Origin of the sequence: Chamaesiphon sp. (assembly GCF_041738855.1) — a bacterium.
In the GTDB taxonomy this organism is placed as follows: Bacteria; Cyanobacteriota; Cyanobacteriia; order Cyanobacteriales; family Chamaesiphonaceae; genus Chamaesiphon.
In genome coordinates, this window is record NZ_JBGSPA010000204.1 from 12,523 (window position 1) to 31,344 (window position 18,822).

The 18,822-nt window shown below is 46.1% G+C and carries 18 protein-coding genes; 8 read left to right on the forward strand and 10 right to left on the reverse strand.

The genetic code is table 11. The features are described 5' to 3' along the window. Nucleotides 1-13: 13 nt before the first annotated feature. Complete coding sequence (locus ACEW9I_RS21990; RefSeq protein WP_373542460.1) at nt 14-1,603, reverse strand: ATP-binding protein; 1,590 nt, start codon at nt 1,601-1,603, stop codon at nt 14-16. Nucleotides 1,604-2,102: 499 nt separating this feature from the next. Here ACEW9I_RS21990 and ACEW9I_RS21995 point away from each other — a divergent pair, with 499 nt between their 5' ends. Genes ACEW9I_RS21995 through ACEW9I_RS22005 form a run of 3 tightly spaced genes read left to right on the forward strand, consistent with a single transcriptional unit; the run spans nt 2,103 to nt 4,022 of the window. Next, nucleotides 2,103-2,936, forward strand: coding sequence for a DNA adenine methylase (locus tag ACEW9I_RS21995; protein WP_373542461.1), 834 nt, complete (start codon nt 2,103-2,105; stop codon nt 2,934-2,936). Continuing rightward, nucleotides 2,929-3,618: a hypothetical protein gene (locus ACEW9I_RS22000; RefSeq protein ID WP_373542462.1), complete on the forward strand. Its 690-nt coding sequence runs from the start codon at nt 2,929-2,931 to the stop codon at nt 3,616-3,618. Before ACEW9I_RS21995 ends, ACEW9I_RS22000 begins: the two co-directional genes overlap by 8 nt. A gap of 14 nt (nt 3,619-3,632) precedes the next feature. Then, entirely contained in the window at nt 3,633-4,022 is a 390-nt protein-coding gene (locus tag ACEW9I_RS22005; protein WP_373542463.1) for a hypothetical protein, read from the forward strand. Nucleotides 4,023-4,323: 301 nt separating this feature from the next. Here ACEW9I_RS22005 and ACEW9I_RS22010 read toward each other — a convergent pair whose 3' ends face one another. From ACEW9I_RS22010 to ACEW9I_RS22020, 3 genes are read right to left on the reverse strand one after another with little or no spacing between them, the layout of a single operon-like run. Further along, nucleotides 4,324-5,520 carry a saccharopine dehydrogenase family protein gene (locus tag ACEW9I_RS22010; protein ID WP_373542464.1) on the reverse strand — a complete coding sequence of 399 codons (1,197 nt, stop codon included), beginning with the start codon at nt 5,518-5,520 and terminating at the stop codon, nt 4,324-4,326. A 43-nt stretch (nt 5,521-5,563) separates the two neighbouring features. Then, nucleotides 5,564-5,971 (reverse strand): DUF1823 family protein, encoded by a 408-nt coding sequence (locus tag ACEW9I_RS22015; RefSeq protein WP_373542465.1) that lies wholly within the window; start codon nt 5,969-5,971, stop codon nt 5,564-5,566. Between the two features lie 55 nt (nt 5,972-6,026). Next, on the reverse strand, nt 6,027-7,022 hold the full coding sequence (locus ACEW9I_RS22020) for a CHAD domain-containing protein (RefSeq protein ID WP_373542466.1): 996 nt from the start codon (nt 7,020-7,022) through the stop codon (nt 6,027-6,029). A 314-nt stretch (nt 7,023-7,336) separates the two neighbouring features. Here ACEW9I_RS22020 and ACEW9I_RS22025 point away from each other — a divergent pair, with 314 nt between their 5' ends. Together ACEW9I_RS22025 and ACEW9I_RS22030 are read left to right on the forward strand one after the other, a co-directional pair. Beyond that, nucleotides 7,337-7,552 carry a hypothetical protein gene (locus ACEW9I_RS22025; RefSeq protein ID WP_373542467.1) on the forward strand — a complete coding sequence of 72 codons (216 nt, stop codon included), beginning with the start codon at nt 7,337-7,339 and terminating at the stop codon, nt 7,550-7,552. Between the two features lie 90 nt (nt 7,553-7,642). Beyond that, nucleotides 7,643-8,209, forward strand: a complete 567-nt coding sequence (locus ACEW9I_RS22030; protein WP_373542468.1) for an HNH endonuclease — start codon at nt 7,643-7,645, stop codon at nt 8,207-8,209. 157 nt (nt 8,210-8,366) lie between these two features. Here the strand turns inward: ACEW9I_RS22030 and ACEW9I_RS22035 are convergent, their stop codons facing one another. Beyond that, nucleotides 8,367-9,221, reverse strand: coding sequence for an ADP-ribosylglycohydrolase family protein (locus ACEW9I_RS22035; RefSeq protein WP_373542469.1), 855 nt, complete (start codon nt 9,219-9,221; stop codon nt 8,367-8,369). Between the two features lie 258 nt (nt 9,222-9,479). Between ACEW9I_RS22035 and priA the strand changes: the two genes are divergently transcribed. Further along, complete coding sequence (gene priA, locus ACEW9I_RS22040) at nt 9,480-11,972, forward strand: primosomal protein N' (protein WP_373542470.1); 2,493 nt, start codon at nt 9,480-9,482, stop codon at nt 11,970-11,972. A gap of 44 nt (nt 11,973-12,016) precedes the next feature. Here priA and ACEW9I_RS22045 read toward each other — a convergent pair whose 3' ends face one another. Genes ACEW9I_RS22045 through ACEW9I_RS22060 form a run of 4 tightly spaced genes read right to left on the reverse strand, consistent with a single transcriptional unit; the run spans nt 12,017 to nt 16,018 of the window. Then, the gene (locus tag ACEW9I_RS22045; RefSeq protein ID WP_373542471.1) at nt 12,017-12,379 is read right to left on the reverse strand and encodes a DUF565 domain-containing protein; all 363 of its coding nucleotides are present in this window, start codon (nt 12,377-12,379) and stop codon (nt 12,017-12,019) included. A gap of 2 nt (nt 12,380-12,381) precedes the next feature. After that, nucleotides 12,382-14,082, reverse strand: coding sequence for a DUF3685 domain-containing protein (locus ACEW9I_RS22050; protein ID WP_373542472.1), 1,701 nt, complete (start codon nt 14,080-14,082; stop codon nt 12,382-12,384). A 31-nt stretch (nt 14,083-14,113) separates the two neighbouring features. Next, complete coding sequence (locus ACEW9I_RS22055) at nt 14,114-15,322, reverse strand: FAD-dependent oxidoreductase (protein ID WP_373542473.1); 1,209 nt, start codon at nt 15,320-15,322, stop codon at nt 14,114-14,116. 3 nt (nt 15,323-15,325) lie between these two features. Beyond that, nucleotides 15,326-16,018 carry a riboflavin synthase gene (locus tag ACEW9I_RS22060; RefSeq protein ID WP_373542474.1) on the reverse strand — a complete coding sequence of 231 codons (693 nt, stop codon included), beginning with the start codon at nt 16,016-16,018 and terminating at the stop codon, nt 15,326-15,328. Nucleotides 16,019-16,196: 178 nt separating this feature from the next. On the opposite strand from ACEW9I_RS22060, the gene ACEW9I_RS22065 reads away from it, so the two are divergent. Then, nucleotides 16,197-16,691, forward strand: a complete 495-nt coding sequence (locus ACEW9I_RS22065; RefSeq protein WP_373542475.1) for a bifunctional nuclease family protein — start codon at nt 16,197-16,199, stop codon at nt 16,689-16,691. Between the two features lie 184 nt (nt 16,692-16,875). On the opposite strand, the gene glyA is transcribed toward ACEW9I_RS22065, so the two are convergent. Then, nucleotides 16,876-18,159 carry a serine hydroxymethyltransferase gene (gene glyA / locus ACEW9I_RS22070; protein WP_373542476.1) on the reverse strand — a complete coding sequence of 428 codons (1,284 nt, stop codon included), beginning with the start codon at nt 18,157-18,159 and terminating at the stop codon, nt 16,876-16,878. A gap of 408 nt (nt 18,160-18,567) precedes the next feature. Between glyA and ACEW9I_RS22075 the strand changes: the two genes are divergently transcribed. Then, nucleotides 18,568-18,771: a hypothetical protein gene (locus ACEW9I_RS22075; protein WP_373542477.1), complete on the forward strand. Its 204-nt coding sequence runs from the start codon at nt 18,568-18,570 to the stop codon at nt 18,769-18,771. The last annotated feature ends 51 nt before the right edge of the window (nt 18,772-18,822 follow it).

Here is an 18,822-nt window from a genome sequence, read left to right on the forward strand (position 1 = left end):
CTATCATCTATCGCTATCGATCGACCTTGAGCGAGGGATCTCGCGCGTCTGAAGAAGGGCATAAGGGAATTTTCAAGGTAAATGTCGAACCAAATTGGAGCTGGCTGTGGAGGGCAATTCGACCCCGATGGGCATCGACGATCGCTTTGACGATCGCTAGTCCCAAGCCAGAACCTTCGGATCTGCGCCGACTTTTGGCAGCACGGGCAAACCGTTCAAAAATTTGCGCTCGATCGGTTTCAGCGATCCCTTCGCCAGTGTCCTGTATCCACAGATATAGTAGCTCTTGCCGCACCACTGAGCCGAGGGCGATCTTGTCGCCGACTTGGGTATGCTGAACGGCATTATTTGCCAGATTGACGATCGCCTGCGTGATCCGATCGCGATCGATCCGTACTTCACCCTCGGCAACTTTTGCCAAAGCCCAATTGCGCTCTCCTAGACCGCGCACCTTGGCAAATAGTTCCTCGGTAAAAATTCGCACATCGACGACTGTATACTGCAAAAAATCGGGACGTTCCGACTTTGCCAGTAGCATCAAGTCATCCACCATCCGCGCCATCCGATCGAGTTCGTCGATCGCGATTGTTACAGTTTCCTCACGTTCTTGCGGCTCGTCGCCCATCAATTCCAAATGACCGCGAATAATCGTGATGGGAGTGCGTAATTCGTGCCCAGCATCATTAATAAAGTTGCGCTGGGTGACAAATGCCGATTCTAGCCGCTCCATCATCTCGTTAAACGTTGTCGCTAGTTCCGCCATTTCTCCCTGTCCCTGCACTGGCAATCGCTGACTCAGATCGGATTCACTCACCAATTTAGCAGTGCCGACTAGCGATCTTAGCGGTGCCAATACCTGCCCCGACGCAAACCAAACTAACACCAATGCTAGCACCAACAACCCGCCAAATACCTCCGCTACCACAATCACTGCTTCTACCACTTCATTTCGCTCACCAGCGGTAGTATGCGCGAGGACAAAGACACCGAGCGTTTGGTTATTGACTTTGACTGGTTCGACAAAATACAAGATATCGCCGACTTGAGGATCTTGAGTTGTCTGTGTCCCTTGTGTGGAGGATGTCGCTTTTGCCCATGCTTGCATTACCGTCGCACTTTGTTGGAGCATCTGTGGTCGCGCTCTCGGACTAGATTTGTAAAATTTGCCCTTGACAAATACAATCATATACACTTCATCTTCTGGCAACTGCTGAGCCAAAAAAGTATCGAAAAAATCTTCCAGTTCGTCCTCATTGCTGGGTTGCTGCCGCCGCTGTTTATTCTCGATCGAGGTTTCATTCAATCCTGAATTACTAACTTCCTCGTTGATTAATTCTCCAGCTAGCGAACTCCGAAAAATTTCGATCTTTTCGACCATATCATCTTGCACCCGTCGATCGACCCGCGCAAACAAAAATTGCCGAAATATCGGCACCCCCAGCGCGAAGATGACCGCTAAGATCCCAATATAACAAAGCAAAATCCGCGTCCGCGCCGCACCCAAAAAGCCAGTCCGCTTGGATGATGTCGGGATCGCAGTCGATGGCACCCTTGGGCTGTAGCGATCGCTCTCCACTGCATCTGGAGTCAACTTTGTGCTCATAGAATTCTTATCCACTGAAATTGCTACAAGCAATCATCCTCAGTAAATTTACTGGTACGATTTGACAGGTGAGTCATGACTTATTCTAGTCCATTTCGTAGCAGGAGCTGAGGGGGCGACTGGTTGAGCCGATTAATTCACCTTCAGGGCACTATTGTTGGTAAACTTAGTACCTATGCTCTCCAAAATAAGAAATAAAACTGAACCTGCTCTAACCTTCAATTTAGTAGGGGAAACCCTTGATGTTGAATAGTTATCTCCATATGGAGATAGCTATTTTTTACACTAAATTGTCGGAGGATGTTACCTCCATATGCCAATTTAGCATTGACGACAGCACCAAACCATAGTAAAGTACAATTGTACTTAAGAACCTGTTTGATCCTAAATATAGTTTGAAAAGCTCTCTGGAGTGGCTACTCAAACACTGAAAGTTAAACTTACTCGTATCCAATAGCGATCCCCCTTAAGACAATTTTTAGATTGAAATTCAACAATAATGGCAAAAAATAAATTGGTAGCACCATTTTTAAAATGGGTAGGAGGTAAAAGACAAATAATGCCTACGATTGAACAGCATTTACCTAAAGGAATTAAATCATATATCGAACCATTTATTGGTGGGGGTGCTGTACTCTTTCATCTTCAACCAAAAAATGCAATTATAAATGATTTCAACTCCGAACTTGTAAATGTTTATAATGTTATCAAAAATGACGTTGAAAATCTAATCTTAGATTTGCAAAAACATGAAAATCAACCTCAGTATTTCTATAAAATACGTGCTTTAGACAGAACGGAAGCATTCGCAAGTTTGAGTAATGTAGAAAGAGCATCTAGAATTATATATCTAAATAAAACTTGTTATAATGGGTTGTATCGTGTTAATAATTCTGGTGAATTCAATTCGCCCTTTGGTAAATATAAAAATCCAAACATAGTAAACGATCCTACTCTTAGGGCAGTGAGTTTTTATCTAAATTCTAATAACATTAGAATTGAAAATACTGATTATGAAACAATATTAAAGGAAGCAGATAAGTATTCTTTTGTGTATTTAGACCCCCCTTATTATCCTGTTTCTGAAAGTTCTAACTTCACTGGATATATACAAGGTGGATGGGATGAATCCGATCAAATCAGATTAAAAGAAGCTTGCGATCGACTAAATCAAAGAAAAATAAAGTTTCTTCAATCTAATTCATGTGCAAATTTTATTAAAGAGCTTTATGCAGATTATTATGTTTATACTGTAAAAGCTAATCGTGCCATCAACTCAGATGGCGAAAAAAGAGGTGAAATAGAAGAATTACTGATAAAGAATTATGATTGATTCTAAAAATGATGTAGCTTGGGAAAAGCTTTTTGAAAAACTTTTAATATTGGATAAAATTGAAAAAAAAGATTATTTTTTAATATCATCTAAAGAAATAAATGAGTTCAGAGAAGCTAGATTGATGACAAAGTTCGATCATAAGTCCCAACTTCCTAAAATATTCACAAATCATAAATTATCTATTCTTCCTATATCTAGAGGTGATTATATCATTGGTAGATTTAAAGTATTTCATGACTTTAGTAAAGATGAGAATACTGCCACAATTCAAAAAGTACCGTTTCCTCATTTTTTAGAAAGTCTGAATACTGAAGAAATTACTAGTGAGGCAACTGCAATAAATTGTGCATTTATAGCAGGTATTATTCAAAACTTTACAGACGAATCTGACCTTTATTCAACGGTAAGTGGTAGGATGAGTTCATCCTCTTTTGATTTTAATATTGATGTTGATATTGATGGGCAAGAAAAAATACTTCAGTTGAAAGTCAATAAATCTCAAATCGAAATTGATGGAGGCTACGAAAGCACTAATTGTTTAATTTTAATTGAAGCAAAAAATTATATTTCTAATGACTTCATTATTAGACAATTATTTTATCCGTACAAACTGTGGATACACAAGATAAATAAGAAGGTACGCTCTATATTTTTATCATTAATCTATGCGAACTTCTGAAACAAAAATTTACTTTGACAAAAGAGGAAATAACTCAAGAATATGATTTTAGCTGGAGGCAAGCAGGTTACTATTCTGATGCTGCTATTTATTTAGGTCTAGTCAATCGCGAACGAGAAAATAGAATATCAACTTATAAGCTTACGGAAAAAGGTATAAATTTATTCAAGCTTTCCATCTTCGATAGGAAGTTTCAACTGATTCAGTTGATTCTAACTCATGAAGTATTTAATAAAACTTTAAAGCTTTATTTTAAGCAGGGATATGTGTCAAATAAAAAAGATATTATTGAAATCATGAGTGATTCCAATCTGTATAATATCAAATCTGGCAAGACATATGAACGAAGATCTTCGACAGTGCTTGGCTGGATTAAATGGATAATAAGTCTTGTTGAAGAATAGCATTATTGATAAACTTTATAGTTTATTAGTAAGCTCAGATTTGAAAATTATAAGCAGAGGAGATTACTAAAATTGGTGTCAATGTAGCGATCGACTGTGACTAATGTTGTCGTAAAATTGTTCGGAATTGTCGATTATATTTGAGCGATCGTATGTGTATCTAGAAGTGGTAGGCGGAGATCTACCCACCCCACCCTACGGGCACCCCTCCGAGGAGGGGATTTCCACCCCAACCCACCCCTTTGTAAGGGGTGGGAGTAAAAGCCTCCCCTTGATAAGAGGGATTGGGGGGTAAATTCAATTAATTCTCGAATGGCGATACACCATTTATCACCTCATGCCACGGTAAACCCATCGTGCCGAGTAGTTCCATGAATGGATCTGGATCGCATTCTTCAACATTGAATACTCCAGGCTTCTGCCACTTATCATTGACAATCATCAACGCGCCCACAACAGCGGGAACGCCAGTTGTATAGGAAATTCCTTGCGATCCTACTTCTTCATAAGCGGCGGCATGTTGACAGTTGTTGTAGACATAATATCGCTGCTCTTTACCGTCTTTAATACCAGTAATATGACAGCCGATCGATGTTTGTCCGGTATAGTTGGTAGCCAGAGATGCTGGCTCGGGTAGGAGAGCTTTGAGGAATTGTAAGGGGACGATTTTTTGACCTTGATAATCGATCGGATCGATCCGCGTCATGCCGATATTTTCGAGTACTTTGAGATGGGTAATATAGTTTTCAGAGAATGTCATCCAAAATCGTGCCCGCTTGAGTGTAGGAATATTTTTGACGAGGGATTCGAGTTCTTCATGATAGAGCAAATATGACTCGCGATCGCCGATTTCGGGATAGGGGATCGGGCGATGAATTGATAAGGCGGGGATTTCTACCCATTCACCATTTTCAAAATATCGTCCTGGTTGAGTGATTTCGCGAATATTAATTTCAGGGTTGAAATTAGTAGCAAATGATTTGCCATGATTGCCGTCGTTGCAATCGATGATATCGAGATAGTGAATCTCGTCGAAGTAATGTTTGAGCGCGTAGGCTGTGAATACACCAGTAACACCTGGATCGAAGCCACAGCCGAGGATTGCGGTTAGTCCTGCGGCTTTGAACTTGTCTTGGTATGCCCACTGCCAACTATATTCAAATTTAGCAACATCGATCGGTTCATAGTTGGCGGTATCGAGGTAGTGAATACCAGTCTCTAGACAAGCATCCATCAGTGCCAAATCTTGATAGGGAAGTGCGACATTGATCAGTAGATCTGGTTTGAACTCTTGGATCAGTTTGACTGTATTTGCCACCGTATCGGCATCAAGTGCGGCAGTTGTGACTTTGGATGAGCCGATGCTAGCGGCAATTTTTTCGCATTTATCCACGCTGCGACTTGCCAGCAAAATATCTGTAAACTCAGCGCGTGCGGCGCATTTGTGTGCGACGACATTGCCCACGCCGCCTGCACCTACAATCATTACCCGTGCCATAGTATCTCCCTGAATAAAGTGATTTTGTAAGTAGCCTCAATTACTATACCCTGCTAGCTAGAGTGGCTAACAACCAACTCGCCGCCGTCGCCCGTCTGGTTTGACGGGGGCCAAATTCACCAACCTTGTAGCCCTTGAAACCTAGTTGTTCCTTGAGTAGTTGCTTGTACTGGGGCGGAATCGATCGCGTGAGTTTGACTGTAGCGGGACGACTCGCGATAAAATCTGGAGGTGTCGGATAAGCCGTCTGCCAATCTGGAGCCACTTGACTGAGATCCCAGGTATTTGTCACACGCTGGTAGCGATAGCCTAGATAGTGCCATAGGAGCTGATTTACTTGTAGATCGCTAATGGATTCATTAATAATCGTCCAGATCGTATCGGTATCGAGTGGTGGTAGTTCCCACCATTCCAGACTTGAGTAATCGATCGCCAAATCGCCATTATCCATGTCCATTATTAAACAACAATCGGAAATTTGATTCCCTCGCTGTTATCCTCCACGTTCAACTATCTACCGATTTAATTATATCTTGAATCACCAACAACTGGAGTTCTCGCTTGGCTTCTGGTTGCCGATATCGCGCCTGAATTGGCAGCCAATTCTGCCAATTGAGATAATTATGCCGATCGATCCGCTCGTACAGTGTCGGCAACTTAGTTGCGGCACGTTTGCCCAGAACTTTGCGAATAAACTCATCCATAACAACGTTATCTTGGATATTCCCAAATAGTTGATGAATTTGTTTGAAATCCTTGAGATAGTCACGATATCGCGGTGGATAGCGATCGGGAAACATTTCCATCAAGTAGCGGCTGGCTTTAACTTGTTTGCGAAGCTTGTGTAGGGTTTCGCCATGACTGGATAGCAGATGTGAAAATGCCACCTCTGGCGTGAAGCCTGAATCCAGATCGAACCACCAGCTAGGATTGAGGAATAGTTGCCCCAATCCTGGTAATAGTAAGTCAGGTAAAATTACCTCAAATCCTAGTTGTGCCGTCGGTAGATATTGGGGATGATTGAGCCAATTATTGAGTCCTAATTTGAGATACTGATAATCCTGTCCTTCGAGCATCAATTTAACTTTCAAAATATCCTTGCGTCGCCGTTTGGCGATCGTTGTAGCTACTTTATCTACATACATCTGCTCGGTATCTGGTAGATCCACCCGATAAGTTTTAAGATTGTCATGTAAGACATCCAAGTCGCGAACTTTACCAAGTATTCTGGCAATTCTGCCGATCGATTTATCGCCGATCGCTTTGGGAATATCCAAGAGTGCGCCAAATGCTTGAATCTGCGATCGCAACCGCCGCAACCCGACGCGCATCTGATGAATCGCTTCCAAATCGTCGTCAACTAGTACATCCGCTTCGAGCGTCAGGATCGTTACATATTGCTTTTGGATAGCCGGATAGATATAGTCAGCTAAGGTGACTGGTAGCTCCGTACCGCCTTGCTGAAACAGTGTCAAATCTCGATCCACGATCGTTGTTCCCATAGTGTGAAAAGAAAATCTCATTTACGTCGATCTTAGCCGAACAATTATCCCATCGCCATTTTGTCATCTTATGTGACAATATTTACACTTAACGCCATACATCTACGTATTTATTTACTACAACTAGCTATCCATAACTGAAAAAATCCCCAGACTGGACATCTTGACAAAATTTACGGTAATATTAGAAAATATCCGCTAACTTTAATGTTAATAAGGTAAGCAATCGACTATTTGTCAAGTCAAGTGGCTGGCTGTCGATCGCTAATATACAGACCGCGATATTATTTAGCTACCTTCACCAATTACCGTTCGTGTCCAGTCTCTCTACCAACTTAGTCAGCCAAAATTATTTTACTGCCCCAGCAAGCAGTGAGAGCAATTTGTGGCAGCTAGAGACCATCGCTCGCGGCAATCGGGCTGAGATATCCAACATTAAAGCGGCGAATACTCAATTACTGCATCTATTAGCATTGAACCAGTGCGGGAAGATGACTGTCACAACACCATTACAGGTGTTGGTCAGTTGAAGAAATAACAAGAACACAATTTACATCTTCTTGTCACCCCCGCTTGTCTACCGTAGACAACGGGGGTTGTTTGTAAGGAGGATCGATATTATGAAACCTAGCACAGTTGGGATCTCAGACACCAGGTCGCTTGACGCCAAAGCGACAACTCCATCCGTATTAAATAACTCGGTGGTCGTATTTTCGACCAATTATTTGCCGATGGCACGGATCAATATTCGGCGGGCGATCGCGTTGTTGATCGGGGGTAGAGCCGAGCCGCTAGACTTACAAGATACCCAGCTCGTCTGGGTGCTCAGATCGCCCTCGGTGACGATCGAAGTGCCTCACCATATCCGCCTCAAAACCACCACCGCCGAACGGTTGTGGAAGCTTCCGAGCGTCAGTCGCCGCGAACTACTCAGGCGAGACGGACACCGCTGTCAGTATTGTGGGAGTGCCAAGCAACTAACGATCGATCACGTCATTCCGCGCTCCAAAGGTGGTACCCATACCTGGGATAATGTGACGATCGCTTGTGAAACTTGCAATCATAAGAAAGGGGACAAGTATCTCAACGAGACAGCAATGGTGCTCAAAACCAAGCCCAAGGCTCCGATGCACCCGACTGTCGCCTTTGCCGAGCAGTTCTGGCAAAGCCGCGAACATAGCATGTGAACGAGGTCTTTTGCCTCAGCTTAGTAGCTATAGGGTGTAGGCGCAGCGTCTTGCGCTCCTCGGGTTCCTCGAGGGTTTAGCAAGACAAGACAGCCGTAACGCACCAGTATTCGAGCATAAAAATCTGATTTGAGATTGCTACAGATGACACCCCAACTCAATCCCGCCGCTGTATAACTCTAGGTGACGCCACCGCTAAAGGATAAGAACTAGCTGCTGAGAATGGTGGCGAACTAGCTTGCTGATAGACTCCAGCCCAGGCAGCCAGCAGGCTAGCGGCTGTCGATAGCCACTGTTCTCGTTGCTGAGTCGCAATATAGCCATTGAGTGGGATACCTGTCAGGCTATTGTGGGCACCCGCGAGGATGCCTGTCAACGCACAGGTAAATTGGGAACGCTCGATCTGATAAGCGCGACGAGTTGCTAAACTAAAGTCTTCAGGAGTAGAGAGAAAACAGTAGATTGCTAGGACTGTCGGTGTGATAATAGGGTGGGGATTGGTGTTAAATCGCTGAGCGACTTGATACAGACTGCTAGGTCGATCGCATACGCGATCGAGTGTGCTGAGTTCTTGAAATACCTGGGGATGGAGATTGATTGTCTCATCTAGCAGTTGGGCAATAATTGTGCTGGGGTTCAGAGATTCTGTCAGCGATCGAGATATAATATAACCGATCGCTACTGCGCTGGAGCAGGTTTCCCAGTCGAGTTGCCAGCTATGGCTGACATCAACTAAAATCTCTCGTAACTTGACTCGATCGTCATGAAAAAATAACATCAGTGGCAACATAGCAACGAGCGATCGCTCTGGATGTAAAATATCTGTAAAAATCGATTGCGACCAATCTGAATCATTAAATTTACCATGCCGAATCAAACTGTCAAAACCTGTTACTAATAATGAGTTAGTATCTACGATTAGCTGATTGGGAGCTATCTGTATCCGATCGGTATAAAGAATATTTCCCCCGATCGCTGCACCTTGGAATCTAGTTAATAATAAGTGGTTCATCGGTGATGGATTCGATCTAAAGTTTGTTAAAATTGTCAAAGATAGTAATCTGAAATGATAAACTCGACTAATTGTAGACGTAGAGTGTGTTACGGCTATCGCCTAACACACCAGTATCTATATAAGTAAGTTGAGTATAATTATTTGTAAAATAGGTGATGTCTGAAACCTAGATGTTGGATTGGTTGGGTTCCTAATCACTTCGCTCTCAACTGTCAACTCTCAACTCTCAACTGTTTACACCTCATCCCTAATTCAATGTGGAATCCCGATCTACCCGCTCCGACGATCGTATCCGAACCGATAACTGGATATGCTGTCGGTATCAAAGCACACGGATTGGTAGAGGTATTGGTTGATTGTCCTGGTACTCAAGCGTTGTATACTTACAATGTACCGGAACGCCTGAGTATCCGCGTTGGTGATATTCTAAGTGTGCCATTGGGCGCGCAAATAGTCGGCGGAATTGCCATTCGATTCGTCGATCGATTACCAGATAGTCTGTCAATTGCTCAAGTCAAAGATATCGATGATGTGGTGGCATCTGGATTATTTAAAGCTAATTATTGGCAGTGGTTGACACAGATTGCCGATTACTATTATACACCATTAATTCAAGTCATTAAAGTTGCACTACCGCCAGGATTGTTGACGCGATCGCATCGGCGGATTCGAGCGATTGTCACTGATTCAAATCTAGAGATTTTTTTGAGCGATATCGCTGGGCAAATTCTCAACCTGCTTAATTCTCAATCTGCCAAAAACTATAGTTGGCAGCATATTCAAAAACAAATACCTCAAGCGCGTAGAGGTTTGAGAGAGTTGCTCGATCGACAATTAGTTGAATCCTATCTGGAGTCAGGACAAACTCAACATCCTAAACTCCAAAAAGCGGTGATTTTAACTGCTGATATCTTAGCAACCGATTTGACCGATCGGCAACGTGCGATCGTCGAAATCCTCAAACAGCATGATGGTGAGTTATGGCAATCAGAATTGTTAAAACTCGGTGGCACGACTTCGGCAACTTTAATGAAGATTGCTGAAAAAGGATATATTGCGATCGTTAATAAAGAAAAACTGCGCTCCGAGCAAGAATTTGGGATCTTTCACCAAGAACCTGCCAAGATTTTAACTAGCGATCAAGCTGTAGCGTTAGCGACAATTAACCAGCTTGAAGGATTTGCCCAAGTGCTGTTACATGGCGTGACTGGCTCTGGTAAGACCGAAGTTTATCTGCAAGCGATCGCCCAAATACTAGCACGATCGCGATCGGTATTAGTCCTCGTTCCCGAAATTGGTTTGACACCGCAACTCACCGACAGATTTCGATCGAGATTTGGGGATAAAGTATGTGTTTATCATAGTGCCCTCAGCGACGGCGAACGCTATGATACTTGGAGACAAATGTTGACCGAAACCAGTCAAATTATCATCGGCACGCGATCGGCAATTTTTGCACCATTGCCCAATTTAGGATTGATAATCTTGGATGAAGAACATGATTCTAGCTTCAAACAAGACCAACCAGCACCCACTTATCAAACCAGAGATATTGCCAAATGGCGTGCCGAATTAGAATCCTGTCCCCTCATCCTCGGCTCCGCTACTCCAGCTTTGGAAACTTGGGTAAATCTCACCGCAAATGAGCCGTCTACCTACTACCTCTCCCTCCCCACCCGCGTCCAATCCCGTCCCCTCCCGCCTGTCGAGATCGTCGATATGCGCCAGGAGCTACTCCACGGCAACCGGAGCATCTTTAGTCGTCCACTCGCTCAAGCCTTGCGCCAGATGCAGGCAAACAAACAGCAAGGGATCTTATTTATCCATCGACGCGGACACAGCACCTTTGTCTCCTGTCGGAGTTGTGGCTATGTGTGCGAATGTCCCAACTGTGATGTTTCCCTCGCCTACCATCAGCCAGGAGTAGCCGAAGCTGCTCAGTTGCGCTGTCACTACTGCAATCATTGCCAACCCCAACCGCGCAAGTGCCCAGAGTGCGACTCCGCCTATTTCAAATTCTTTGGGAGTGGTACCCAAAAAATTGTGGAAGAATTGGAGCGCGAGTTTCCTCAACTCACCTCGCTCCGGTTTGATAGTGACACTACGCGGATCAAGGGCGCACATCGCCAGATCTTGACCGCATTCGTCCATGGCGAGGCGGATCTACTCGTCGGTACCCAAATGCTCACCAAAGGCTTGGACTTGCCACAAGTCACCCTCGTCGGGGTCATCGCTGCCGATGGTTTATTGCACTTATCCGACTATCGCGCTGCCGAGCGCACATTTCAAACCCTGACTCAAGTCGCTGGACGCTGCGGACGTGGTGATGATGCGGGCAAAGTCATCATTCAAACTTATAATCCCGAGCATCCCGTCCTCGCCGCCGTCACCAAGCATGATTATGCCGCATTTATTAGTGCTGAGTTGCCCGAACGGCGGATGTTGGACTATCCCCCCTATGGCAAACTGATCTTACTCAGATTTAGCAGCCTCGATCGCCTTGCTGTAGAACAAACCGTAGCAGAAATTGGCCTAGCTCTCAACCAGGCGGCAATCGCCGGACATTATGAAGTCCTCGGTCCCGCCCCAGCCACCGTGATGCGTGTCAATAATCGCTACCGTTGGCAAATCATGCTCAAGTATCTCCCCAACGGCACGGCAATTTTACCCAACTGGGAACTACTCAGAAGTCAGTGTTCTAATGTCGTCAAAATGACCATCGATGTCGATCCTCAGAATTTTTTGTAAAAAAGTCCCCACGATCGCATCTGCAACTGTCAACTGTCAACTGTTTAACTACCTAGCTTAAATGCTTCGACAAATAAGCCATAAACCAATCCTAACTTGAGACCATTTAAGAGTGCAATCCAAATCGGACGCTGACCGAAGAGGGCATTGGGTGCTACTTGGCGTCTGCCGAACACAGTGCCATAAGTCAGCCATGAGATCGACTCGACGATCGTTAGCAAGCTCACCGCAGCAATAGCATCCAGCTCTGTTCTCTGTCCGGTAGTGGTCGCGATCGCGGAAGCCAAAAAATTACCAAACAATAAACTAATAATAATTAACGAGAGTCGTCGCCAGGGATTTTCAGACCATTGTAAAAATTGGCGATTGGTACGATCGATTAGGGTATTCAGGCGCGTATTTTGCATATTTATTCTCTCCGATTGCGATTGTTTTCTTGCCAGATATTGCCAACACCTTTGATGATGCCGCGCCCGATCAGTCCGATCCCGCGTCCGATAATTTCGGTCAGTAAATATACAATACTACTGCCAATCCAGGTAGTAGCTGACTTGACGCGAGGCGAGAGCGCGTCGCGCACTTCGAGTGTCAGGGTGACTACCAGCCTAATTCCAGCTAGTCGCTCCAATTCTTGGGGGCGCGGCGCGTAAATAGAGATGCGCTCGATCCCATAAGGTGTAAATGTAAATAAGCGATATTTACTCTCAAAAATGGCTTGAGGTTCGCCAATATAGCGATCGATCCGATACCGCCAAGAGAGATCGTTACGGAAGCGTTCGATCTCGCGACTGGAGAGCAATCGGCGATCGTAAAGCCCAGATTTCATCGATTCCAAATTACCGAAGCGATTGAGCAAAGGCTGCATGACGGCATTGGCTAGCTGGATGGTGAGATTTTCGAGTAGGGCGCAAGCACGCTCTTCGGCGGCAGCACTACCCGCAGGAAAAATATTGTTGTCAATAGTGAGGGATGTTTTAAATAGTAAGTAACTTAATAACTCGATCGGCTGCGCGATTTTAGCAAGAATTTCGGCATGAACAATTTTTACATCTTGCAAGAGGATGGGGACAATTTCGATCTGACGATCCGCGATCGATACTGTCTGATATCGTCCAAAAAAATCGGTCGTTACCGATGACCAGAGGTCTTGTAAAATTGTCACCTCCTTGTCAGGTAGCTGCTCGATCGTCACTTGTGAGAAGCGTAGCTCAGCGAGCAACCCTTCAAATTGTCGCAGAATTAAGTAACATAATTCTCGCTTTTTTTCCTGACGGAGAATGTCGATTTCCAGTGGTGTCGGAGTGAGATTTTCGAGGCTAGATTGTAATTTGGCAGCGATCCGATCGTAGATATTTTGTAATAACGGATTGGGGTTGGTAGCTTCGCTCAGGGACGCTACTAGGGTGGGACTAGCAGGAATTATGGCGGGTACTGGTGGGGGATCTGTTGCTGGAAACAGCCGCTGCACTAGCCACCGAGCGGTATTTAGTTCGCGTTGGCGTCCGAGCAGTATCAGTCGATCGACTGTTGAAAGTCGATCGCGATTGAGATTAATATTTAGTGCCGATAAACTTGCTTCGATCTGTTGGAGGCTAAACAGTCGCAGCCGTCCGCTGGCGTTATTTACAGCTAGATTTGAATTGGGTTGGGTACCGAGCCTCACCTGTTGCAAAACTTCCGGTGTCCAACTGGTTTGCCCTGCGGCGACGCGGCGAATACCCGCAACTAAATCGAGAATGGAACTACCTCTGAGAAAGCATCCTTCAATGCCGAGTTGAAATGCGGTAGTGAGATCTGGATGCTGGGGTGCAATTAGAATGAGGATCGGCAAATCGGGAAATCTGGCTTTGACTTGCTGACAAAATGCTAGCGTCGATCGCGCATCGACGCTAACTATTGGCACTCCCACTAAGAGCAGCTCGATCGTGATTGGTTCATCCACTGGCTCAGTTAGGATCTGCCACGCACTAGCTCCATCCTCAGCAACAGCCGCGATGTCTAAATCTGCAAACCGATTGAGACAGGTAACTAGCCCCGACTGAATGACTGGATCGGCTTCGATCGATAAGATCTGAATAGATTGCTCTAGGGGAGTTGCTGCTATTGACACCTGAAATCATAAATACCTTTGTGACATCCTCTCATACCTTGAGGGTCACTTGCGTAAATCCGCGCCGGAGCTGGAGCTGGCGATCGATCCACGACTGGCGAATCCGCTGCTGGAGGAGCGGGATATGGGGGACTACGCGACTAAGTAGGTAGCGGAGCGGTGGATAATTCCGCAGTAGTTCGCCTTGGGCGATTTCGGCTCGCTGGAGCCTTTGGATCTCGATGATTTCTGGTTCGCGTTCGGCTTGAATCTGCGGGAGAATAGCATCAATTCCAGTGAGGGATTGTTGCAATACTGGCACCAGATAGTTGGCAGCCACAATCGCGTCGCGCAGTGCCATATTAATCCCCTGGGCGCGAATCGGTGACATCGGATGCGCCGCATCACCCAATAGTAACACTCCAGGTGCGTGCCAGCTCGGACACCGCCCGACTGTCACGGATAGTAAAAATGGGCGGTCGATCGCATCTGCCTGTTGCTGAAATACTGCGGCTAGCCACTCAGGTGACGCTGCTGCGAGTTTTGCGCCCCAATCTTCCTGTTGCCACTGTTTGGACTCTCGTCCCTCTTGATGCAGCGTCCAGCCCACCTGTAGCTGTCCCTCTGAACCGAGAAACAGCCCAAACCCCGCATCCCCCGCCAAGACAGAGTAAAAGATATTCTCAGCCTCAAATTGCGGACTACTCGCCAGCTTAAACCACAGGATATCGTAACTCTGGGCGGCGGTAGCTAGCGTCAAATTGGCTTTGTCCCGCACGATCGAATTTCGGCCATCTGTCCCAATGACAAGATCTGCGCCAATCTGCCGATCGTCGCTGAGTATTACACCGACTACGCGATCGTCCTGCCACACCAAATCCCGTACCGCAGTCCCCGCGACAAATTCAAAATTGGGATATTTACTTGCCTCAGCCAAGACACCCTCTAAAAACGGCGATTGGGAAATCAAGGTACAAGGCTGACCCCCTGGCTCCATCGGCTCGTCCACCCGAAAGATCGCCCGCTGCTCGACGATAAACTCCCAGGCATCGAGGGGGCAATGGGGAATCTGTGCCACCAAATCTGTCAGCCCCATCTGCTCGATCGCTTCCAAGCCGCTCGGCATCAGAGCTTCACCGCGAAATGTCCGCCGAAAATTTCGAGACGCTTCAACCAACGCGACCGGAATCCCACGCTGTGCCAGCAACATTGCCAGTGTCAACCCCGTCGGCCCCGCCCCAATAATTACCACTTGGTTCATCGGTTATTGATACCCATTTGCTGCTAAAAAGTCAGGCGTAATAACTTCGCGCTGACGTGTCCCCATTTGCTGGGGAAACAGAGTTAATTTTTCGACATATTTACCCAAAATATCTGCCTCCAAATTGACCCATTCATCCACCTGAAGTTGGGAGAGATTGGTATATGCGTAAGTATGTGGGATCACCGCCACCGTAAACCAATTGCCACCGCGATCGCAATCAGCGATCGTCAAACTCACCCCATTGACGGCGATACTCCCTTTCGATACTAGATAGCGGCTGAGATATCGCCCCCACTGCTCGGTCAGCGACTCTGGCGCGGCAAAGCGCATCTCCCAGGATGTCGCAGTCGCCTTACTCGAGACGAGCCGACCGATCCCGTCGATATGTCCCGTGACAAAATGTCCGCCAATTTTGCCGCCCACTCGCAGCGATGTTTCCAAATTTGCGGCGGTAGATGTGCGATCTCTTTGACCGATCGTTGTACGATCTATAGTCTCAGGAGAAACACTCACGATGAACCCTTGTGGTAAGATTTGTTCGACTGTCAAACATGCCCCATCAACAGCTACACTATCACCAATAGTTAAATCGGTTAAGATTAATTCGGCGTCTGAAGATTTGCATAAAACTTCTAACCTGTCCTCAGTCAAAAGGCGCAAACTTCCCAGCGATTGGACTAGTCCTGTAAACATCTATTTTCAGTCAAAGTGCTATTCGCGATCGAGTGTTTCGTAAGTCATCCTTGATACATATCCGTTCCGTACAGATCGCCAAGGTTTAAACTGGTAAGACTACTCACATCAGTCTCTATTCTAAGCTTTAACGTTCGCAGCCACCCTAATTCTTGTAGCCAACCCAGAGGAAACCACCATGATTGAAATGAAAGTAGCGGGTATTGCCCTAGACGCTGTGTCTCGGAGTCCGATCATCTTACTCAAAGATGCTTCAGATCGTCGCGCTTTACCGATATACATTAGTCAAGAACAGGCCAAAGCGATCGTTAATGCGTTAGAAAAACAGACACCACCCAGACCCTTTACTCACGACCTGATTGTCAACATCTTTGATAGTTGCGATATTAAGGTCGAACGGATTACAATTAATTCACTTCAAGACAATACTTTCTACGCCTCAATCGCGATTAATAGCAATGGTCAAATTCGCGAAATCGATGCTCGTCCCAGTGACGCAATTGCGATCGCCATCCGTACCAAAGCACCCATTTGGGTGATCGAAGAAGTCATCGCTGATGCTTCGATCCCCGTAGATCGCGATGCCGACGAGCAAGAACGTCAAGCTTTCAGCAATTTTGTCTCCAATCTGCGTCCCGACGATCTGATTCGCAAAGGTGGCTACGCTACTTAGGTTTTAGGTTTTAGGTTTTAGGCTTTAGAAAGTAGGGTGGGCACTGCCCACCAGCTAGGTTTCAGGCATTATCAATTTCATACATGAATGCAACAATCTAACCTATTAGAGAGTAGGTTGCGTTACGCAACCCAATCATGCTAGGAGTGCGATCGCTCGATCTAGCGCACTCCCAACTTTGAACCTATACCAAGGCTGGAACGGGGAGACTCAGGTGAGGATATAGCGGAAATCCTTTGCACAGAGTCGCGATCCGACTGCGGCAATCGCTAGCAACATTATCATCTTCAGGATTCAATAATCGATCGGCGATAATATTGGCAATCTCCACAAATTCCGTCGTGCCCATCCCCCGCGTCGTCATCGCTGGCGAACCGAGTCGCAAGCCACTAGTCACAAATGGAGACTCTGGATCGAAAGGTACGGTATTTTTGTTGGCAGTGATATTGACATCACTTACCAGTAGATCTGCCTGCTTCCCAGTCATCCCGATCGATCGAAGATCGACCAACATCAGGTGATTGTCAGTCCCATCAGAAACGATTTTAAAGCCGCGTTGTTGGAGCTGACCTGCTAGTGCTTGGGCATTAGCGATTACATGCCCGCAATAGGTCTTAAAGGCGGGCTGGAGAGCTTCACCGAAAGCTACAGCTTTACCTGCAATTACGTGTTCCAATGGCCCACCTTGGCTACCAGGGAACACCGACTTGTCAAGCTTCTTACCGAGTTCGGCATCGCGAGTCATAATCAACCCACCACGCGGCCCTCTGAGGGTTTTGTGAGTGGTAGTGGTGACGACATCGCAGTAGGGGAGGGGATTGGGATGATGTCCAGTGGCAACCAATCCGGCAATGTGTGCGACATCCGCCATCAGATAGGCACCCACTTCATCAGCAATCTCGCGAAATTTGGCAAAGTCGATGATCCGAGGATATGCTGAATAACCACAGATCAGTAATTTGGGACGATATTGTTTCGCCATGTCCCGAATCATGTCGTAATCTAGCTGCTCGGTGGCTTGACTCACACCATAGTGCTGCACATCAAACCATTTGCCTGAAAAGTTCACAGGAGAACCGTGGGTAAGATGTCCGCCATGAGACAAATCCATCCCCATGATTTTGTCCCCAGGATTGAGGAGCGTCAGGAAGACAGCAAAGTTGGCTTGTGCGCCAGAGTGGGGTTGGACGTTGGCGGCAGCGGCTCCAAATAGCTGCTTGACTCGATCGATCGCGATTTGTTCGATCTCATCGACAAATTCGCAGCCACCATAATAACGCTTGCTGGGTAAACCTTCAGCATATTTATTAGTAAGCACCGAACCCTGCGCTGCCATTACCGCCGCCGACGTGAAGTTTTCGCTGGCAATCAGTTCCAGGTGACTTTGTTGACGACCTAGCTCGGAACCGATTAAATTGGCGATCGCTGGATCTGTCTCTACTAAAAATTCTAAGTTAGTCTTTGCCATGGTCTGGTCTATCTACAAGTAAGTTGGGAGTTGCTAAATCGATGTGGTGTCCTAGACTATCTATCATACCCAATCGATAGGCTTTAGGCTTTAGGGGTAGAAGGTAGAGGGTAGCGATGCGCGATACGTAGGGTTCCCCGAGGGTTTAGCGACCCAAATCACGCGGAGGTGCCCTCCGCATGTGTTTGGGTCAAGACAGCGCATCAAGACAGAGGGTAGAGTTATTACTATTTCGATCTAATTAATACTGTTTTGGAATGATGGCTGCACGTATGATACTAATGAGATATGGATCGGTCGATCGAGATCGAGACCAGTCACCCCACATTGTCACAGCAACTGCCTAAACTTTGCTAGACAATTGACTCAAACTTCCATCTGTGCCTGACCCAAAGTAGAGGGTAGTGTATGTTAGTAGTCATCATCAACGATCGAATTATTGCGCCCCAACAAGTCTGTCAAGCCTGTCTGCTTGCCGATCGCGATGGTCAACCCCGCTGGCAACAAGGTAAACTCTGTTGTGGTCGAGTAGTTCGCACTCTGAGCTATTGCAGCGAACCCCAGTCTGATGCTTATGAGTGTCAGATGGGGTTTAGGTTGGTGGACATTTAGGTGTTAGGGATTAGGTTTGAGGTTTTAAGGTTTGAGGAGGATGCTTGCGTC

What these genes read in the sequence shown, in the direction of transcription:
- ACEW9I_RS22060 (WP_373542474.1), bottom strand. Translation starts at nt 16,018, where the DNA reads ATGTTTACAGGACTAGTCCAATCGCTGGGAAGTTTGCGCCTTTTGACT.
- ACEW9I_RS22030 (WP_373542468.1), top strand. Translation starts at nt 7,643, where the DNA reads ATGAAACCTAGCACAGTTGGGATCTCAGACACCAGGTCGCTTGACGCC.
- ACEW9I_RS22020 (WP_373542466.1), bottom strand. Translation starts at nt 7,022, where the DNA reads ATGGGAACAACGATCGTGGATCGAGATTTGACACTGTTTCAGCAAGGC.
- ACEW9I_RS22000 (WP_373542462.1), top strand. Translation starts at nt 2,929, where the DNA reads ATGATTGATTCTAAAAATGATGTAGCTTGGGAAAAGCTTTTTGAAAAA.
- priA (WP_373542470.1), top strand. Translation starts at nt 9,480, where the DNA reads ATGTGGAATCCCGATCTACCCGCTCCGACGATCGTATCCGAACCGATA.
- ACEW9I_RS22045 (WP_373542471.1), bottom strand. Translation starts at nt 12,379, where the DNA reads ATGCAAAATACGCGCCTGAATACCCTAATCGATCGTACCAATCGCCAA.
- ACEW9I_RS22055 (WP_373542473.1), bottom strand. Translation starts at nt 15,322, where the DNA reads ATGAACCAAGTGGTAATTATTGGGGCGGGGCCGACGGGGTTGACACTG.
- ACEW9I_RS22075 (WP_373542477.1), top strand. Translation starts at nt 18,568, where the DNA reads ATGTTAGTAGTCATCATCAACGATCGAATTATTGCGCCCCAACAAGTC.
- glyA (WP_373542476.1), bottom strand. Translation starts at nt 18,159, where the DNA reads ATGGCAAAGACTAACTTAGAATTTTTAGTAGAGACAGATCCAGCGATC.
- ACEW9I_RS22065 (WP_373542475.1), top strand. Translation starts at nt 16,197, where the DNA reads ATGATTGAAATGAAAGTAGCGGGTATTGCCCTAGACGCTGTGTCTCGG.
- ACEW9I_RS22035 (WP_373542469.1), bottom strand. Translation starts at nt 9,221, where the DNA reads ATGAACCACTTATTATTAACTAGATTCCAAGGTGCAGCGATCGGGGGA.
- ACEW9I_RS22010 (WP_373542464.1), bottom strand. Translation starts at nt 5,520, where the DNA reads ATGGCACGGGTAATGATTGTAGGTGCAGGCGGCGTGGGCAATGTCGTC.
- ACEW9I_RS22015 (WP_373542465.1), bottom strand. Translation starts at nt 5,971, where the DNA reads ATGGATAATGGCGATTTGGCGATCGATTACTCAAGTCTGGAATGGTGG.
- ACEW9I_RS21995 (WP_373542461.1), top strand. Translation starts at nt 2,103, where the DNA reads ATGGCAAAAAATAAATTGGTAGCACCATTTTTAAAATGGGTAGGAGGT.
- ACEW9I_RS21990 (WP_373542460.1), bottom strand. Translation starts at nt 1,603, where the DNA reads ATGAGCACAAAGTTGACTCCAGATGCAGTGGAGAGCGATCGCTACAGC.